This window comes from Mordavella massiliensis (genome assembly GCF_016902415.1).
Taxonomy (GTDB): domain Bacteria; phylum Bacillota; class Clostridia; order Lachnospirales; family Lachnospiraceae; genus Merdimonas; species Merdimonas faecigallinarum.
On the sequence record NZ_JACJLV010000041.1, the window covers coordinates 1 to 17293 of the forward strand.

General features: G+C 42.8%; 18 protein-coding genes, 1 tRNA gene and 3 pseudogenes. 20 read left to right on the top strand and 2 right to left on the bottom strand.

Features of this window, described 5'->3' with window-relative positions; all coding sequences use genetic code 11:
- Positions 1 to 179: 179 nt before the first annotated feature.
- From H6A13_RS10545 to H6A13_RS10605, 14 genes and pseudogenes are all read left to right on the top strand, one after another.
- Positions 180 to 947 carry a ParA family protein gene (locus H6A13_RS10545; protein ID WP_204909539.1) on the top strand — a complete coding sequence of 256 codons (768 nt, stop codon included), beginning with the start codon at positions 180 to 182 and terminating at the stop codon, positions 945 to 947.
- 16 nt (positions 948 to 963) lie between these two features.
- Positions 964 to 1878 (top strand): ParB/RepB/Spo0J family partition protein, encoded by a 915-nt coding sequence (locus H6A13_RS10550; protein WP_204909540.1) that lies wholly within the window; start codon positions 964 to 966, stop codon positions 1876 to 1878.
- Between the two features lie 3 nt (positions 1879 to 1881).
- On the top strand, positions 1882 to 2403 hold the full coding sequence (locus tag H6A13_RS10555) for a DUF4446 family protein (protein ID WP_204909541.1): 522 nt from the start codon (positions 1882 to 1884) through the stop codon (positions 2401 to 2403).
- A gap of 18 nt (positions 2404 to 2421) precedes the next feature.
- Positions 2422 to 3714, top strand: coding sequence for a serine--tRNA ligase (gene serS, locus H6A13_RS10560; RefSeq protein ID WP_204909542.1), 1293 nt, complete (start codon positions 2422 to 2424; stop codon positions 3712 to 3714).
- A 17-nt stretch (positions 3715 to 3731) separates the two neighbouring features.
- Positions 3732 to 4604, top strand: coding sequence for a DUF3881 family protein (locus H6A13_RS10565; RefSeq protein ID WP_204909543.1), 873 nt, complete (start codon positions 3732 to 3734; stop codon positions 4602 to 4604).
- 325 nt (positions 4605 to 4929) lie between these two features.
- Positions 4930 to 5003 (top strand) — tRNA-Arg (locus tag H6A13_RS10570).
- A gap of 395 nt (positions 5004 to 5398) precedes the next feature.
- A complete protein-coding gene (locus H6A13_RS10575; protein ID WP_204909544.1) occupies positions 5399 to 6253 on the top strand; it encodes a ParB/RepB/Spo0J family partition protein in 855 nt (284 codons plus the stop codon).
- Between the two features lie 16 nt (positions 6254 to 6269).
- Positions 6270 to 7055 (top strand): ParA family protein, encoded by a 786-nt coding sequence (locus tag H6A13_RS10580; RefSeq protein WP_204909545.1) that lies wholly within the window; start codon positions 6270 to 6272, stop codon positions 7053 to 7055.
- Positions 7045 to 7956 (top strand): ParB/RepB/Spo0J family partition protein, encoded by a 912-nt coding sequence (locus H6A13_RS10585; protein ID WP_204909546.1) that lies wholly within the window; start codon positions 7045 to 7047, stop codon positions 7954 to 7956. The genes H6A13_RS10580 and H6A13_RS10585 overlap by 11 nt, the downstream gene beginning before the upstream one ends.
- A 4-nt stretch (positions 7957 to 7960) precedes the next feature.
- Positions 7961 to 8311 carry a replication initiator protein A gene (locus H6A13_RS10590; RefSeq protein WP_087224398.1) on the top strand — a complete coding sequence of 117 codons (351 nt, stop codon included), beginning with the start codon at positions 7961 to 7963 and terminating at the stop codon, positions 8309 to 8311.
- Positions 8312 to 8393: 82 nt separating this feature from the next.
- Positions 8394 to 8579: pseudogene (locus H6A13_RS13515) on the top strand (replication initiator protein A); the annotation flags it as partial.
- Positions 8580 to 8585: 6 nt separating this feature from the next.
- On the top strand, positions 8586 to 9365 hold the full coding sequence (locus H6A13_RS10595; RefSeq protein ID WP_338043062.1) for a DUF6017 domain-containing protein: 780 nt from the start codon (positions 8586 to 8588) through the stop codon (positions 9363 to 9365).
- Positions 9366 to 9383: 18 nt separating this feature from the next.
- Positions 9384 to 9680: a hypothetical protein gene (locus tag H6A13_RS10600; RefSeq protein WP_204909547.1), complete on the top strand. Its 297-nt coding sequence runs from the start codon at positions 9384 to 9386 to the stop codon at positions 9678 to 9680.
- 14 nt (positions 9681 to 9694) lie between these two features.
- Entirely contained in the window at positions 9695 to 10036 is a 342-nt protein-coding gene (locus H6A13_RS10605; protein ID WP_204909548.1) for a hypothetical protein, read from the top strand.
- 302 nt (positions 10037 to 10338) lie between these two features.
- Here the strand turns inward: H6A13_RS10605 and H6A13_RS10610 are convergent, their stop codons facing one another.
- Positions 10339 to 10551, bottom strand: coding sequence for a helix-turn-helix domain-containing protein (locus H6A13_RS10610; protein ID WP_087224406.1), 213 nt, complete (start codon positions 10549 to 10551; stop codon positions 10339 to 10341).
- Between the two features lie 106 nt (positions 10552 to 10657).
- On the opposite strand from H6A13_RS10610, the gene H6A13_RS10615 reads away from it, so the two are divergent.
- The 6 genes and pseudogenes from H6A13_RS10615 to H6A13_RS10640 all read left to right on the top strand — a co-directional run bounded on the left by H6A13_RS10615 (position 10658) and on the right by H6A13_RS10640 (position 15884).
- Complete coding sequence (locus tag H6A13_RS10615; protein WP_204909549.1) at positions 10658 to 11014, top strand: hypothetical protein; 357 nt, start codon at positions 10658 to 10660, stop codon at positions 11012 to 11014.
- Between the two features lie 421 nt (positions 11015 to 11435).
- A pseudogene (locus H6A13_RS10620) lies at positions 11436 to 11702 on the top strand (VirD4-like conjugal transfer protein, CD1115 family); the annotation flags it as partial.
- A 69-nt stretch (positions 11703 to 11771) separates the two neighbouring features.
- A pseudogene (locus tag H6A13_RS10625) lies at positions 11772 to 11900 on the top strand (Maff2 family mobile element protein); the annotation flags it as partial.
- Positions 11901 to 12552: 652 nt separating this feature from the next.
- Positions 12553 to 14472 carry a tetracycline resistance ribosomal protection protein Tet(W) gene (gene tet(W) / locus H6A13_RS10630; protein ID WP_002586627.1) on the top strand — a complete coding sequence of 640 codons (1920 nt, stop codon included), beginning with the start codon at positions 12553 to 12555 and terminating at the stop codon, positions 14470 to 14472.
- Positions 14473 to 14522: 50 nt separating this feature from the next.
- On the top strand, positions 14523 to 15290 hold the full coding sequence (locus tag H6A13_RS10635) for a class I SAM-dependent methyltransferase (protein ID WP_204909550.1): 768 nt from the start codon (positions 14523 to 14525) through the stop codon (positions 15288 to 15290).
- Positions 15291 to 15461: 171 nt separating this feature from the next.
- A complete protein-coding gene (locus H6A13_RS10640) occupies positions 15462 to 15884 on the top strand; it encodes a sigma-70 RNA polymerase sigma factor region 4 domain-containing protein (RefSeq protein ID WP_002586616.1) in 423 nt (140 codons plus the stop codon).
- 395 nt (positions 15885 to 16279) lie between these two features.
- On the opposite strand, the gene rlmN is transcribed toward H6A13_RS10640, so the two are convergent.
- On the bottom strand, positions 16280 to 17293 hold a 1014-nt coding region (gene rlmN / locus H6A13_RS10645; RefSeq protein WP_476703433.1), incomplete at its 5' end, for a 23S rRNA (adenine(2503)-C(2))-methyltransferase RlmN.

Sequence of the window (17293 nt, forward strand, 5' to 3'; positions counted from 1 at the left end):
CTTCCCATTTTTTTCTCCACCTCTCTTCAGCATAGGTCTAGTATATCACTTTTTCGGTTACTTATCTAGACAATGTTTCACGTGAAATAAAAAAATAATGTTTCACGCGAAACATTGTCTAGATAAGTAACCGAAAAAGTGATATACTAGACCTATGCTGAAGAGAGGTGGAGAAAAAAATGGGAAGAACTATAGCCGTTGCAAATCAAAAAGGCGGAGTAGGAAAGACAACAACAGCTATTAATCTTTCTGCTTGTTTAGCAGATAAGGGGCAGAAAGTACTTGCGATTGATATGGATCCGCAGGGAAATATGACCAGCGGCCTTGGCTTGGACAAGGATTCCGTTGAAAAAACGGTTTACGATATTATTATCGGAGAATGCGGGACGGACGAGGTGATTCAGAAGGAAGTTCTTGAAAATCTGGATATACTTCCGTCAAATATAGATCTTTCGGCTGCAGAAATAGAGCTGATCGGCATTGAAGATAAGGAATATATTATCCGGAATGCGATTGAAGGAATCAAAGATCAATATGATTATATCATTATTGATTGCCCGCCTTCATTAAGTATGCTGACGATCAATGCCATGACAACAGCAGATTCTGTATTAGTGCCGATTCAGTGCGAATACTATGCATTGGAGGGGTTAAGCCAGCTGATCCACACGGTTGAACTGGTGAAGGACAGACTGAACGACAGGCTGGAGATTGAAGGCGTAGTATTTACAATGTACGACGCCAGAACCAATCTGTCTCTGCAGGTGGTGGAAAATGTAAAGGATAATCTTCATCAGAATATTTATAAGACGATTATTCCGAGAAATATACGACTGGCGGAGGCGCCCAGTTATGGCATGCCGATCAATAAGTATGATCCGAAATCTTCCGGCTGCGACAGTTATATGCGTCTGGCAGAGGAAGTCATGAACAGGGACGAAGTATAAATGGGGGAATCAGAAAATGGCAGTAAGAAATAAAGGATTAGGAAAAGGGCTGGACGCTCTGATCCAGGATAAAAAAGTGACGAAACCTGCAAAGACAGAAGATAAGGCGCTGTCAGAAGAAAAGCAGGCGTCCGGTTCCGGAGAACTGATGGTGAAGATCAATATGGTAGAGCCAAACCGGGATCAGCCAAGAAAAAATTTTGAGGAAGACGCACTTCTGGAACTGGCCGACTCCATCAAACAGATGGGAGTTCTGCAACCACTGCTGGTAAGAAAGAGAAAAGATTATTATGAGATCATCGCCGGAGAACGCAGATGGCGGGCCGCGAAGATGGCAGGACTAAAGGAAGTGCCTGTGATCATCAAAGACTATACAGAACAGGAGATCGTGGAGATCGCGCTGATTGAAAATATTCAGAGAGAGAACCTGAATCCGATTGAAGAAGCCATGGCTTATAAAAAGCTGCTGGAAGAATTTCATCTGAAGCAGGATGAAGTGGCGGAAAGAGTATCCAAGAGCAGAACGGCTGTCACAAACTCTATGAGATTATTAAAGCTCAACGAAAAAGTACAGCAGATGATCATTGACGATATGATCACAACTGGCCATGCGAGAGCGCTTCTGGCTATTGACGATCAGGAACAGCAGTACATCCTGGCAAACAAGATCTTTGATGAAAAACTCAGCGTCAGAGAGACAGAAAAACTGATCAAGGATATTAAGAATCCGAAAAAAGAAAAAGTAAAAAGACCTGTAGAAAATGCATTTCTCTATCAGGATCTTGCAGATAAGATGAAAGAAGTGATGGGTACAAAAGTAAGTATTTCATCAAAAGGAAATGGAAAGGGAAAAATAGAGATCGAGTATTATTCTGATAAAGAATTAGAACGTATGTTCGATATGATTATGAGTATAGGAAGGGAAGTATAATATATGGAAAGCGGAATCTTATCAGCTCTGGGCATTGACCCGGGGATTATCATCATATTGTTATTCTTGCTAATTATCGCACTCTTTGTGTTGTATGTGAATGTAACCATGAAGTATAATAGACTAAAAAGCAGCTACAACACGTTTATGAAGGGTAAAGATGGAAAAACTCTGGAAGAGAGCTTTAAAGAAAGATTCTCAGAAGTAGAGGCCATCTTAAAGATCACAAAGCAGAACCGTCTGGATATCCGGGAAATGAGCAAGCATACAGAAAAGAACTATCAGAAGATGGGAATCGTAAAGTATGACGCATTTAACGAGATGGGCGGAAAATTAAGTTTTGCCATTGCCATGCTGGACGGCAACAACAGTGGATGGATCCTGAACGCCATGCACAGCAGAGAAGGCTGCTACACTTACGTCAAGGAAATTCTGAAGGGCGAGAGTTTCGTAGAACTGGCTGAAGAAGAGGCGGAAGCGCTGGATAAGGCTATCTACGGGGAAGCATATGGAGTCAACGAGTAAAAAAAGAGGAGGAAGAACATGTTAGACATCAAATTTGTAAGAAACAATCCGGACGTCGTAAAAGAGAATATTAAGAAGAAATTCCAGGATGAGAAACTGCCGCTGGTAGACGAAGTCCTGGAGCTTGACAAAAGAAACCGTGAGATCAAGCAGGAAGTAGAAGCGCTTCGTGCAGAGAGAAACAAGATCTCCAAAGAAATCGGCGCCTGTATGGCACAGGGCAAAAAAGAAGAGGCAGAAGAGCTGAAGAAAAAGGTACAGGAAAATGCAGACCGTGTAGAAGCTTTATCTGCAGAAGAAAAAGAAGTAGAAGCCAATATTAAAAAGAACATGATGATCATCCCCAATATCATCGATCCTTCCGTTCCGATCGGAAAAGACGACAGTGAAAATGTGGAGATCCAGAAATACGGTGATCCGATAGTTCCGGATTACGAGATCCCTTATCATACAGAGATCATGGAAAGCTTTAACGGTATTGATCTGGAGAGTGCGGGAAGAGTGGCCGGAAACGGATTCTATTATCTGATGGGCGATATCGCAAGACTGCATTCCGCAGTGTTGTCCTATGCCCGCGACTTTATGATCGGCAGAGGATTTACCTACTGTGTTCCGCCTTTTATGATCCGGAGCAATGTGGTAACAGGCGTTATGAGCTTTGCGGAAATGGACGCCATGATGTACAAGATTGAGGGCGAAGACCTGTATCTGATTGGAACCAGCGAGCACTCCATGATCGGAAAATTTATCGATACCATGCTTACTGAAGATCAGCTGCCGCAGACTCTGACCAGCTATTCTCCCTGCTTCCGCAAGGAAAAAGGCGCGCATGGAATTGAAGAAAGAGGCGTTTACCGGATCCACCAGTTTGAGAAACAGGAAATGATCGTAGTCTGCAAGCCGGAAGACAGCATGATGTGGTATGACAGATTATGGCAGAATACAGTGGATCTCTTCCGCTCCATGGATATTCCGGTACGTACCCTGGAATGCTGCTCCGGAGACCTGGCAGACCTGAAGGTAAAATCCTGCGACGTAGAAGCATGGTCCCCGAGACAGAAGAAATATTTTGAAGTAGGAAGCTGCTCCAACTTAGGAGACGCACAGGCAAGAAGACTTGGCATCCGCGTAAAAGCAGCAGATGGTACAAAATATTTTGCTCATACCTTAAATAACACAGCGGCCGCTCCGCCGAGAATGCTGATCGCATTTCTGGAGAACAACCTTCAGGCAGACGGCACTGTAAGGATTCCGGAAGTTTTAAGACCATATATGGGCGGAACGGAACTTCTGATCCCCAAAAACAAATAATCCAGAAGGAAACTTATATGCATCAATATCTGAAAGCCATCGGTTTTGGCAGTATCAACGGGAAGACAGAATTAAATGAGATCCTGTATGAAACAAGAAAACATTTTCATCATCATGAAGTAGTATCCCAGGATGATGAAATGGATTTCTGCGAGTTTCAGAAAGAATACGGCCCGGGCATAGGAATCGCCATGTATGGAGATATGGATCTGTATGAAGAATTTTATATGCAGTATTACTATCCATATTTTCTTGGCACCGGTGTTACCTCTAATGCAGAGGTGTATATCGAAAGACGGATGGACCGGGAATCCTATGTCGGCATCTGTGAAGATATGAAGATCGGCATCAGTCTGATCTTCTATCTCCAGAACATTGTGGAGTATCTGAAAGAACGGCAGAGGACGGAGTCTGTAAAATACAAATCCGTCACTCTGTCGGGACTGTGCGATGGCGGCACGGTGCTCCTTCCGGTAAGGAAAGACAAATCTCAGGAGCAGAAGCAAAGAGAAGACGTACATAACCGGATGAAGCTTATGAACGCGGCCCGCACCGGAGATCCGGCGGCCATCGAAAGCCTGACGCTGGATGATATTGATACATATTCCAAAGTATCGAGAAGACTGATCACAGAAGACGTATTTACCATCGTTGATACGTATATTATGCCCTATGGGATTGAATGCGACAGATATTCGATCCTGGGCGAGATCCTGGGGCTCCAGAGTATTGAAAATGAATATACCGGGGAAGAACTCTATGTGATGACGCTGGAGGTCAACGGTTTGACGTTTGATGTCTGCGTGCCGGTAAAAGAAGTAGTGGGAGAGCCCGCCGTAGGAAGAAGATTCAAGGGAAATATCTGGATGCAGGGAGTGATCAATTTCTAAGTAGTGTTTGACAAGGCCCATGAAAATGCAGTATAATTGATGGGCATGAAAAAAGTTCCCTTAGTTAAATGGATATAACAAGCGCCTCCTAAGTGTTTGGTAAGCGAACACCTCATGGAAGCAGGGACAGGCAGATTTGAGTACAAATCGGATCTGGTACGGAAACGAATTGAACAGGAGTTGAACATGAAAAAGGTGTTCGCTTCACTGTCAAAGAAACAGAAAAAATTGTTGGTTACCAGTCATAAAAAATGGCTGTTACCATAGAATCGGTTATCTGACCGAGAGGCTGAAAACCCAGTGTTTAAGCCAAAAATCAGAGAATGTCTTCGTAGCTCAGCTGGATAGAGCACTCGCCTCCTAAGCGAGGGGTCAGAGGTTCAAATCCTCCCGGAGACGGCAAATATAAGCGGGAATTATTAGCTGGAACGGCTGAATAATTACCCGCTTATTTCATTTTCTGGAGATAAAAAAGGGTCTGTCAGGAATGAAATCTCAGCTAATACACGGACAAAAATCGGCGGCTCCAGCTAATAAATATGCTCTATGGCTAATACTTTTTTTCAGGGCGTTTAGCTAATATGAGTGCTCAGTTAGATGTCAGCCTGTGTTTTAGATAGTAAAAAAGAGAAAATGCTGGATAAACAGGCGGTACGTCATTACGGATTATCTGAAAAAAGCTGATACAATATCAATTACATGGATATGTCAAACGAGAAGCTCGTTTGGATCGGATTTATAAAAATCTGATCTGAACGGGCTTTTTGCGTATCAGAAGAAAGAAGGAGGAAGAATTGGAAGAATTGGAAGAAAAAGAGAAAGTCATTGAAATTGAGATCGAGAGGCTTCGCGATTTTAAGAAGCATCCATTTCAGGTCAGGGACGATAAAGAGATGTCGCTTCTAAAAGAAAGTATTCAAAATTACGGGATACTCAGTCCACTGATCGTTAGACCTGTCCTGGATGGTGTGTATGAGATTGTGGCAGGGCATAGAAGAAAATATGCGGCACAGCAATTGGGATATCGTAAGCTGCCCGTAATCATCCGGGTGATGTCCGATGACGAGGCGATTATTTCCATGGTGGATTCTAATTTGCAGCGGGAGCGGATCAGCTACAGCGAAAAAGCATTTGCCTATATGATGAAAAATGAGGCAATGAAAAGAAAAGGCGGTCGAAAGCGTAGCCAAATTGACCACAAATTCAAAGGGAAAAAGACAGTCGAGATTATTGGAGAGGAAGGCGGTGACAGCCCTAAGCAGGTTCAACGCTATATCAAGATTACAGAATTGATCCCGGAACTGCTCCAACAGTTGGATGATGAAATGATTGGATTTAATCCTGCAGTAGAGATCGCCTCTCTGAAGAAGGAAGAGCAAAAACAGCTTCTCGACGCTATGGATTATGCACAGTCTACGCCTTCACTGTCACAGGCGCAGCGGATGAAAAGGTTAAGCAAAGAAGGAAAGCTCACAAAAGAAAAGATGGAAGATATTATGAGTGAGATTAAGAAGGGAGAAATCTCCAGAGTGATTTTTACAAATGAACAGCTTCACCGATATTTCCCATCCAGTTATACACCGGAGAAAATGAAACGGGAAATCCTGGCAATATTAAAACTCTGGGCAGAACAATACTGGGAACAGTAATTGAGGAGGACAAAAAATGTGTAAGGTTATTTCAATAGCAAATCAGAAAGGCGGAGTCGCAAAGACTACTACTGCTGTAAATCTTGGCATTGGATTAGCAAGGAAAGGGAATAAAGTATTGCTTGTCGATACAGATCCGCAGGGAAGTCTGACTGCAAGCCTTGGATATGTCGAACCGGATGAAATTCCGGTTACTCTGGCAAACATCCTGACGGCTGTTATTAATGAGGAAGAAATCGATATGGCAGCTGGGATTCTTCATCATGAGGAAAATATAGATATTATGCCCGGCAATATTGAACTTTCTGCGTTGGAAGTGACAATGGGAAATGTTATGAGCAGGGAATTAATACTGAAGGATTATATCGATATGATGAGAGAACGATACGATTATATTTTGATCGATTGTATGCCAAGTCTTGGAATGATGACAATTAATGCTCTGGTGGCATCAGATTCAGTGCTTATCCCGGTTCAGGCTGCTTACCTTCCTGTAAAAGGACTTCAGCAGTTAATTAAAACAATCATGATGGTAAAGAAGAGGTTGAACCGTAAATTGAAAATCCAGGGAATTCTTCTTACTATGGTCGATTACAGAACAAATTATGCGAAAGATATTTCTTCTAAAGTACATGAAACATACGGATCAAGGATTGTTGTCTTTCAGAATACGATTCCTATGTCTGTAAAGGCTGCCGAAACAAGCGCAGAAGGAATAAGTATTTATGCACACTGTCCCAGGAGTAAAGTTGCAGAGGCATACAGAAATCTGACAGAGGAGGTTTTGGAAAATGAAAAATAGAAGCGGGGAAAAAGTTAAACTGACAAGTATTGACGAAATGCTTGGAGTTCTGAATGAAGAGTCGGCTATGGAGATAGAAATCAGCAGGATCCATAGTTTCAAGGATCATCCTTTTAAAGTTCTTGATGATGGAAAAATGCAGGATCTGGTAGATAGTGTAAAGGAAAATGGAGTGCTTACTCCTGTATTGATCCGTCCAATGGCGAATGATCAATATGAAATGATATCCGGTCATCGTAGAATGCATGCAGCTGCTATCGCAGGTCTTACTACAATTCCGGCAATCATCAGAGAACTGTCAGATGATGAAGCGGTAATCGCAATGGTAGATGCCAATATTCAGAGGGAAGAGCTGCTTCCGAGTGAAAAGGCATTTGCTTTTAAAATGAAATTAGAGGCAATTAAGCATCAAGGATTACGAAATGACTTAACCTGTGCCCAAAATGGGCACAAGTACGATGGATTAAAATCGCGAGATATCATAGCTGAAAGTGCAGGCGTGAGTAAAAATCAAGTTTCGAGGTATATTCGTCTCACGGAACTTATACCGGAACTGCTCGAACTCGTTGATAAAAAGAAACTGCAATTTACTGTAGCTGTTGATATTTCATATCTCGACAGGGAAATCCAGAAATGGATTTATGAATATATCCGGGACAATGGTTTCATCAAGCCTGGCCAGATTTCAGCATTGCGGAAACATCTTGAAACGGAAACAATCACTCAGAATTTTATGATCTCGATATTTAATAATTGTATTGCTCCTAAAACCAAAAATAGAAAGGTGACAATTTCAGAGAAAAAACTCACGAAATATTTTCCGCTTGAATATTCGGAAGAGCAAATGGAACGGATAATCGTCGGTTTGTTGGAAAAATGGAAGACGGAACAGGAGGGATGAAAACATGGCGTTTCGGTATTTTTATGGAAAAGAGGCGGATCAATACTCTTTTATCCGTATTCCTAAACTGTTATTAACAGGCAAGGATTTCTCATCTCTGTCAATTATGGCTAAGATGTTATACGGTCTTCTGTTGGATCGAATGGGAATGGCATCAAAGAATAAATGGCTCGACAGAGAGAACAGAGTATATGTGATCTATCCTATTGCAGAAATCCAGCAGGATATGTGTATTTCAAGAAAAAAGGCGATGGAGATCCTTTCCGAATTAGAAGAGAAGGGACTTGTTGAGAAACAGATCCGAGGATCTGGACTGCCAAACCTTTTATATATTAAACAGTTTACAGCGGCATGATCAGAGGTGCCGGAAATAGAACCTCTGAAATCCAGAAGAAAGGAGGAACATATGGAACAAAAAGTATCATTTAATTATTTTTATGGATCCCAGGCGGATCAGTATAGTTTACCGGATTCCAAAAGCGTTATTTAAGAATGATTACTTCCGCGGACTGTCCAGTGATGCGAAGATATTGTATGGGCTGATGTTGGACAGGATGTCTTTATCTATCAAGAACCAGTGGTTTGATGATGAAAACAGGGCTTACATATACTTTTCTATTGAAGATATTATGGAATTGCTGAATTGTGGCAGAAATAAAGCTGTAAAATCGCTGCAGGAGCTGGACAGTGAAAACGGGATTGGTCTAATCGAGAAGAAACGTCAGGGATTTGGCAAGACCAATATTATCTATGTAAAATCATTTATGATGGCAGACGAGGAAAAAACTGCGGAAGATATTCCATCAGATCAGGAGACAGAGCCACAGAAGTTTACAATTCAAACTTATGAGGGGGAAGAGTCAGATCAAGAAGTTTACAAAACAAACTTCAAGAAGTCCCAAAAACAAACTTCAAGAAGTCCTGAAAATAAACTTCAAGAAGTTTGCAAAACAAACTCTATTTATAATAATTTAAGTTATAATAAAGAGAATGATACTGAATCAGATCTAATCGGATCGTCTCAGATGCGATCCGCAGAAGGGATGACAACTATGCAGGCGTACGGAAGCCTGATCAAAGAGAATATTGACTATGATAATCTTCTGATCACCCATCCTTTTGAGCAGGAGCTGATCAATGGGATCTATGAGCTGATACTGGAGACAGTATTGTGTCAGAATGAAGAAATACTGATTGCCAGTAACCGGTATCCGGTGCAGTTTGTGAAAAGTAAATTTCTGAAACTTAAATATTCACACATCGAATATGTGATCGAATGTCTGAAAAAGAATACTTCAAAAGTCAAGAATATTAAGAAGTATATGCTGGCTGCATTATTTAATGCGCCTGCTACGATTGATGGTTATTATCAGGCTGAGGTAAATCACGATATGCCCCAGTTTGCCTGATGGAGGAAAGGAGAAATCATGATAATTTTAAAATTAATTGAAAAACTGATATTGTTGCCAATCTGGATCATCTTGGCTCTGATCAGCCTTTGCATTAAGCTGACAGTCAATTTATATGGCTTTATAAAAGGGGTTTTTACTTTCCTGCTTATTCTTTTGATGATCGGAACGATTGTCTGTTATCAGGACTGGGTTCAGGTGGCGGCACTCTTGTGTATTGAAGCGGCAGCATTCTTGATTTTATTCTGTGGATGCTTTATCGAAGTAACGGTAGATATGCTGAGAGGATATGTGAGCGACAGGCTTTTGTCTTAGAAAGAAGGATGAATATGGCGTACATACATGAAATTTTAGGAAAAGCAAATATACGGAGTGTTGCGGATTTTCTGCTGTTTGGTCTGGGGCCGGATGAAGATACAAGGAATTATGAGGAGAGAATAGACGAACTGTACGACAAGTTTGAAGATGCAGTAAAAAAGTATGATCCAAATCCCACGTCAGAACTTCTGGATCTTTCCAATGAGATCAGCAGTGAGACGGCCAGCGTATATACAGAAATAGGACTTCAGATGGGAATTCTACTTGTTGTCGATATGGCTGCTAATCTCAGGCGTGAAAAAGGTCAGTACAGGCATAATACGGAAATCGATTATGAGCAGACGAACTTATAAATAAGCTTTATCAGATACAGGAAGGATCTGTATTTCAGGAAGCTATGTATGATGATAAAGAATTTCAACAAGCAGATAAAGAGCTAAAAATAGTAGTTGAAAAGATGCAGGAGAACTTATCGGATTGTCGCAGAATGGACGTCATACAGGAACTGTATGATAAATTGGAGTGCATGATCCGGATATGCGGAAAGACGGCATATTGTCAGGGATTTCATGATGCAAACCGGTTATTTAATCTGTAAAAATAAACAGGCTCCACATTCATTGTGAATGGGGAGTCTGTTCATCAGATGATGTGTTCAGAATACATTGTCATCAGGATAATGAGTCATAATATCTTCAACATTGCAATTCAAAATATTACAGAGTTTATCAATCGTATTGACTTCTACATTCTGATTATGCCGTAATCGGTTTAGCTGAGAGCGGTTCATATGATACCGGGTGTACAGATCATATTGTGTAATGTTCCGGGCTTTCATAGTTTCCCATAACTTGTCATATTTAATCATTTCAGTAAACTGCTTTCTATAGATTCATATTGCTATACAGATATTATTAGCGTAAAATAAGGGAAACAATAGTGTTCGTATACGGACACTACAGGAGAGTGCGTATATGAGAAAAGTAAAGATAATCCTGCCGATTCTGATTCTCTTTGCCGGCATTCTTTTATATCTGCAGTTTGGCCGGGATGTAGAAGTAATATCCACAACGAGTACAACCAGCGATCAGTTTTATGAACAGGGAATGACAGTAGTTGCCAATAAGCTTATCATTCCTGATAAAGTTGCTTTTGCAGAAAATCTTCTGGATCGGACCAGGCGAAATGATTTCAAAGAAGTTCTTTTTTCTTATGATGTATTAGGATATCCGGACCGGATAAAGATTAAGGTCTATCCTAATAGGATCTGCATGAAATTATGCAGAGGAAGTTGGAATATTGAATATGAAAATGGAGAAATGCGGCTATGAGAATTGTTGGTGGATTGAAGATATACATTGATTGATTTTTAGAAAATAGATATAATCAAACTAACAAATTGGAATTAGCCCTTTGAGATTTCACCACCTTCCGAGAGGCGTTATCGGGTGTTATTAAATGTTGCTGATTTCATGAGCTGTCACCAGACTGCTCTCATGAGTTGTCTTTAAGTTGCTAAGTTTACTGTCACCGTGATGGTTGATGTATGGGCCGTCCGGAATCCGGACGGCACCTTCTCTATCCGGTTACGGTCCCAAGCATTTCATGTTCCACTACATACTTGACCATATAATCATCGACGAGCCGCTTTTGCTGTTGGAACGCATACATAAGTGATTTTTCGCATACTCGGTTGATCATTCTCGGAATCCCGGCTGAAGCCTTATGGATCTCGTCCATTGCTTTGGCAGTAAAGAGCTGATGAGCCAGGATGAGCTGGCCGTTATGGATGGCGGCAAGTGCATCCTGCAACTGCGCGGCGTAAGGCCGTTCCTTTCGGAGAAGTTTGATATTACCAAACATCCGAATTACAAATACCTATCCGACTACGACAAGAAAAACGCCTTCGACATAGAGCGTTTTCTGTCTGCCAGGCTCAAATTGAGGCCGGACGAACAATTTGCAGCCTATTCGATAGACCTGTCCGGGGACGAAGCCGCCGAGGAAACCGGCGGTTGATTACCTTCGAGGAAAATGTGTGCCTTCCGTAATCAATCAAAAATCAATCAAATTTTATGGAGGTACATTATGGAATTCTTTAACTCTGCTGTGGATGTTCTTCAGACTCTCGTTATCGCCCTGGGCGCTGGCCTTGGTATCTGGGGCGTGATTAACCTTCTGGAAGGTTACGGCAACGACAACCCTGGTGCAAATGCTCATGTACGGTAAGGAAGCAAGCAACCGAAAACAAGAGATAGACCGCCAGCACTACACTATTCCGAACCAAAGACCAAAAGATAAGCATTGTGGGAAAATCTAAACTTTTGGATTTTCCTACAATGCCAACTACGGCGGAATCCCTCCCACTCCTTATATCTTTCTGTATACATTGAATTTGTATTTAGTAAAATGCAGACAACACCACGGATCGGCTTTTGGTTGGACAATTCCAACCAAACACCACAGCAGACAGCAGAAAACATTCTGAACGCTAGGAAGCCGGTATGATTGTTACATATAAGGGGAAGAAAAATTTCTTTTAGGTACTTGCTTTCCTAAAACTGATGTGATACAATGATTTAATCCAGAAAAGGAGTAAAAAATATGCGGCAAGGTATTCTTAAATAAAACTATAATCAAATAGTGGGAACAAAGGATTATGATAGCTCCTTTTGTAGGGGCTTAGTTTTTTGTACCCAATTTAAGAATACTTTTGCCTTATCAATTTTGACATATCCCCAAAAACAGCAATCACAAACAGGTGTATGCTGTATATGTGTATGTCCGCAACTTATAATCCCCAGTGGTAAAAGTATTTTACTGCTGGGGATTTTTATGCCCTTTGGGGCTGTAAAGGGAGGACAATCACATGAAAATAATCAATATTGGAATTCTTGCCCATGTAGACGCTGGAAAGACGACCTTGACGGAGAGCCTGCTATATGCCAGCGGAGCCATTTCAGAACCGGGGAGCGTCGAAAAAGGGACAACGAGGACGGACACCATGTTTTTGGAGCGGCAGCGTGGGATTACCATTCAAGCGGCAGTCACTTCCTTCCAGTGGCACAGATGTAAAGTTAACATTGTGGATACGCCCGGCCACATGGATTTTTTGGCGGAGGTGTACCGCTCTTTGGCTGTTTTAGATGGGGCCATCTTGGTGATCTCCGCTAAAGATGGCGTGCAGGCCCAGACCCGTATTCTGTTCCATGCCCTGCGGAAAATGAACATTCCCACCGTTATCTTTATCAACAAGATCGACCAGGCTGGCGTTGATTTGCAGAGCGTGGTTCAGTCTGTTCGGGATAAGCTCTCCGCCGATATTATCATCAAGCAGACGGTGTCGCTGTCCCCGGAAATAGTCCTGGAGGAAAATACCGACATAGAAGCATGGGATGCGGTCATCGAAAATAACGATGAATTATTGGAAAAGTATATCGCAGGAGAACCAATCAGCCGGGAAAAACTTGCGCGGGAGGAACAGCAGCGGGTTCAAGACGCCTCCCTGTTCCCAGTCTATCATGGCAGCGCCAAAAATGGCCTTGGCATTCAACCGTTGATGGATGCGGTGACAGGGCTGTTCCAACCGATTGGGGAACAGGGGGGCGCCGCCCTATGCGGCAGCGTTTTCAAGGTTGAGTACACCGATTGCGGCCAGCGGCGTGTCTATCTACGGTTATACAGCGGAACGCTGCGCCTGCGGGATACGGTGGCCCTGGCCGGGAGAGAAAAGCTGAAAATCACAGAGATGCGTATTCCATCCAAAGGGGAAATTGTTCGGACAGACACCGCTTATCAGGGTGAAATTGTTATCCTTCCCAGCGACAGCGTGAGGTTAAACGATGTATTAGGGGACCAAACCCGGCTCCCTCGTAAAAGGTGGCGCGAGGACCCCCTCCCCATGCTGCGGACGACGATTGCGCCGAAAACGGCAGCGCAAAGAGAACGGCTGCTGGACGCTCTTACGCAACTTGCGGATACTGACCCGCTTTTGCGTTGCGAAGTGGATTCCATCACCCATGAGATCATTCTTTCTTTTTTGGGCCGGGTGCAGTTGGAGGTTGTTTCCGCTTTGCTGTCGGAAAAATACAAGCTTGAAACAGTGGTAAAGGAACCCTCCGTCATTTATATGGAGCGGCCGCTCAAAGCAGCCAGCCACACCATCCATATCGAGGTGCCGCCCAACCCGTTTTGGGCATCCATAGGACTGTCTGTTACACCACTCTCGCTTGGCTCCGGTGTACAATACGAGAGCCGGGTTTCGCTGGGATACTTGAACCAGAGTTTTCAAAACGCTGTCAGGGATGGTATCCGTTACGGGCTGGAGCAGGGCTTGTTCGGCTGGAACGTAACGGACTGTAAGATTTGCTTTGAATACGGGCTTTATTACAGTCCGGTCAGCACGCCGGCGGACTTCCGCTCATTGGCCCCGATTGTATTGGAACAGGCATTGAAGGAATCGGGGACGCAGCTGCTGGAACCTTATCTCTCCTTCATCCTCTATGCGCCCCAGGAATACCTTTCCAGGGCTTATCATGATGCACCGAAATACTGTGCCACCATCGAAACGGCCCAGGTAAAAAAGGATGAAGTTGTCTTTACTGGCGAGATTCCCGCCCGCTGTATACAGGCATACCGTACTGATCTGGCCTTTTACACCAACGGGCGGAGCGTATGCCTTACAGAGCTGAAAGGATATCAGGCCGCTGTCGGTCAGCCGGTCATCCAGCCCCGCCGTCCAAACAGCCGCCTGGACAAGGTGCGCCATATGTTTCAGAAGGTAATGTAAAGATACATAATCGTCAAGACGGCAACAATCAGAAGTTATGGAGGGTAACAATGGAATATAGTAAGGAAGATTTAATGGAAGCAAAAAAGCAAATTTGGGGAGTGGGAGAGAACATGGGAACAGAGGAAAGTAAAAAAATCTGGGAGGAGAACGCACAATTTTGGGATAATGCAATGGGTGACGAATCTAATGAATTTCACAGAGAGGTAGTGCGTCCCAAAGTAACGGAACTTCCATCTCCTAATCCTGCGGATTACATTTTGGATATTGCGTGTGGCAATGGAAATTATTCTTCGTATCTTGCACAAAGAGGCGCTTCGGTTGTCGCTTTTGATTACAGCAAAAAAATGATAGAATTGGCTAAAAGACGGCAATCACAATATGCAAAACAAATTGAATTTTGTGTGGCGGATGCGACCGATAGAAAAAGTATATTAGAATTAAAAAGAAATCGAGCCTTTACGAAAGCAGTTTCTAATATGGCAATTATGGATATTACGGATATTGAACCACTTCTTATGGCTGTTTATGAACTGTTGCAGGAAAGCGGAATTTTTGTCTTTGCAACGCAACACCCTTGTTTTGTCACGTTGACTGAAAAATATATGACACCGCACAGTTACTATGATATAGCGATTGAAGGGCAACCGAAAGAGCAGATTTATTATCATCGTTCCATACAAGATATTTTTAACCTTTGTTTTAGAGCTGGATTTGTCATTGATGGATTTTATGAAGAATGTTTTAAAACCAACAAAGAAATTCCTATGGTAATGATAGTAAGGCTTAAGAAGGTAAAACGTGATAGCTTAAAATAAATTCAAGTTTGTCGGGTAAATAGCAAACCCAGCCGAGCCAGTCAACGGTCAAGATGAACGGCGCATATGCGCAGCCGTTGACAGCCCCGCCCGCCTTTGCTGGTAGGCAATCAAGGGGCGACAGCAAGAAGTGCCACCGCCCCGCACTATTATTCAGCAAGGGGAATTTCCATGACCGACCAGATAGCCTATCAAGAATATATCCAGCGCAGGTACAACGCCTTTTGCAAGACTGTTATCCGCTGTGCCGCCTTGGACAAGATTTTGAAGCTTAAACGGCAATGGGAACGGCAAGTTTCCCTTGACTATCTGATGAACGAGAAGTTTGTCCAGTTTGCCGCGTCGGAGCCGGACGAGGAATACCCATTTACCGTCTGCGGTCAGACCGTCCTGCTCTGCAACGCCGCCCTTGCCGACGCGATCTCTGTTTTGCCGGAGCAGACGCGGGAAGAAATCCTGCGCTATTACTTTCTGCGCCAGCCGCAGCGCGTGATCGGCGCGTGTATTGGCCGGTCACGCAGCACAGCGGGGCGGCATATCCAGCTTGCCTTGCAGCGGCTACGCGAAGAAATGGGGGTGAGCCGGTATGAGTAGACTTCTCCCCTATGAAACAATCCTCAAAGCCCGTGAGGGCGACCCAGAAGCAAAATGCGCCCGTCCGCAAGACGCGGACGGGCGCAAAGGAAATGTAAGCAGTAGCTAAATGTATTGACAGTTCACATTCATAGCCGGAATATCCCGCTTGCGGAGCATAGCTTTTTTTGACCGCAAAGCATTAGGCGGGTTACAGTAAATAAAAATGGACACGGCGATACCTCCCCGATACCGCCGTATCCTTAAAAAAGGGCGACTTTAATACACTACCCGCAATCCATTCTATAATAGGGAACAGCGGCTTTTGCGCAATATTAAATAAAAAAGCCGATAACACATAGGTTTTTTGACCTAATGCGTTATCGGCTCTGCGTCTATGCGTCTGGCACTTTTAATCATTTTTTTTTGAATTTATTATATGTGTTAGCTAACTGTCCACAAGCCGCGTTAATCTCTCTGCCATGAGAAACTCTCATAGTAACTTCAAGTCCTGCTTGCTCTAATTGATGTTTGAATGCAACTATTTCCCGTTTCTGTGGTGCTTTAATTCTTGAATTGCTTGTTGGGTTGTATTGTAACACGTTAATCATAACTTTTTTGCCCCGAAACCATTTTGCAAGTTGTCTTACATCTGAGGGCCGGTCATTTATACCCGGTAAAAGCAAATACGCAAAGACAATTTTGCGATTATGCCTTTCAGAATAGGATAAGGCTTGCTTAACAACATCTTCAATAGCATATATGCGCATGTGAGGAATAATACGATTTCTTGCAGATTGTGTTGCTGCGTGTAAAGATATTGTCAACTGAATTTTAAGATGTTCCTCGCGCAATTTTTTTAATTGATCGACCGGACCAACTGTTGATATGGTAATGCCGTCGGTTGGAAAGTTGAGCCCATATCTATCTCGGAGAATATGGATTGCTTTTATCAAGTTGTCATAATTGAATAAAGGCTCTCCCATACCCATAAAAACGATACGGTTTACTTTTCGACGCAACAATATAATCTGTTGTACGATTTCTGACGATGTTAGATTACGAACAAAGCCATTTCGCCCGGACTCACAAAAAATACAACCAACAGGACAACCGACTTGTGTGCTCACGCAAACAGTTCCACCATCTCGCCGCTTGATAAAAACCGTTTCAATGTATTTGTTGTCTTTCAGTTCGTAAACATACTTTTCAGTATCACTGCTTTTGCAAATATTTTTTACCAACATTGATAGATTTTTTTTGCGTGGTAATTGCTTATATAATTCTTCATATAAGGCTTTTGCTTCATTCTCGCCAATAACTTCCGACATTTCTTTGTAAGTAAATCCGTATGGATCATTCCGTACTTCCGCAGGCGTATATTTAGGTAAACGTTTCATTTTTATATCCTTTCTTCTAAATAATAAAAG

What these genes read in the sequence shown, in the direction of transcription:
- H6A13_RS10580 (WP_204909545.1), top strand. Translation starts at nt 6,270, where the DNA reads ATGTGTAAGGTTATTTCAATAGCAAATCAGAAAGGCGGAGTCGCAAAG.
- H6A13_RS10550 (WP_204909540.1), top strand. Translation starts at nt 964, where the DNA reads ATGGCAGTAAGAAATAAAGGATTAGGAAAAGGGCTGGACGCTCTGATC.
- serS (WP_204909542.1), top strand. Translation starts at nt 2,422, where the DNA reads ATGTTAGACATCAAATTTGTAAGAAACAATCCGGACGTCGTAAAAGAG.
- H6A13_RS10635 (WP_204909550.1), top strand. Translation starts at nt 14,523, where the DNA reads ATGGAATATAGTAAGGAAGATTTAATGGAAGCAAAAAAGCAAATTTGG.
- H6A13_RS10565 (WP_204909543.1), top strand. Translation starts at nt 3,732, where the DNA reads ATGCATCAATATCTGAAAGCCATCGGTTTTGGCAGTATCAACGGGAAG.
- H6A13_RS10585 (WP_204909546.1), top strand. Translation starts at nt 7,045, where the DNA reads ATGAAAAATAGAAGCGGGGAAAAAGTTAAACTGACAAGTATTGACGAA.
- H6A13_RS10545 (WP_204909539.1), top strand. Translation starts at nt 180, where the DNA reads ATGGGAAGAACTATAGCCGTTGCAAATCAAAAAGGCGGAGTAGGAAAG.
- H6A13_RS10590 (WP_087224398.1), top strand. Translation starts at nt 7,961, where the DNA reads ATGGCGTTTCGGTATTTTTATGGAAAAGAGGCGGATCAATACTCTTTT.
- H6A13_RS10605 (WP_204909548.1), top strand. Translation starts at nt 9,695, where the DNA reads ATGGCGTACATACATGAAATTTTAGGAAAAGCAAATATACGGAGTGTT.
- H6A13_RS10555 (WP_204909541.1), top strand. Translation starts at nt 1,882, where the DNA reads ATGGAAAGCGGAATCTTATCAGCTCTGGGCATTGACCCGGGGATTATC.
- H6A13_RS10595 (WP_338043062.1), top strand. Translation starts at nt 8,586, where the DNA reads ATGGAATTGCTGAATTGTGGCAGAAATAAAGCTGTAAAATCGCTGCAG.
- H6A13_RS10600 (WP_204909547.1), top strand. Translation starts at nt 9,384, where the DNA reads ATGATAATTTTAAAATTAATTGAAAAACTGATATTGTTGCCAATCTGG.
- H6A13_RS10640 (WP_002586616.1), top strand. Translation starts at nt 15,462, where the DNA reads ATGACCGACCAGATAGCCTATCAAGAATATATCCAGCGCAGGTACAAC.
- H6A13_RS10615 (WP_204909549.1), top strand. Translation starts at nt 10,658, where the DNA reads ATGAGAAAAGTAAAGATAATCCTGCCGATTCTGATTCTCTTTGCCGGC.
- H6A13_RS10610 (WP_087224406.1), bottom strand. Translation starts at nt 10,551, where the DNA reads ATGATTAAATATGACAAGTTATGGGAAACTATGAAAGCCCGGAACATT.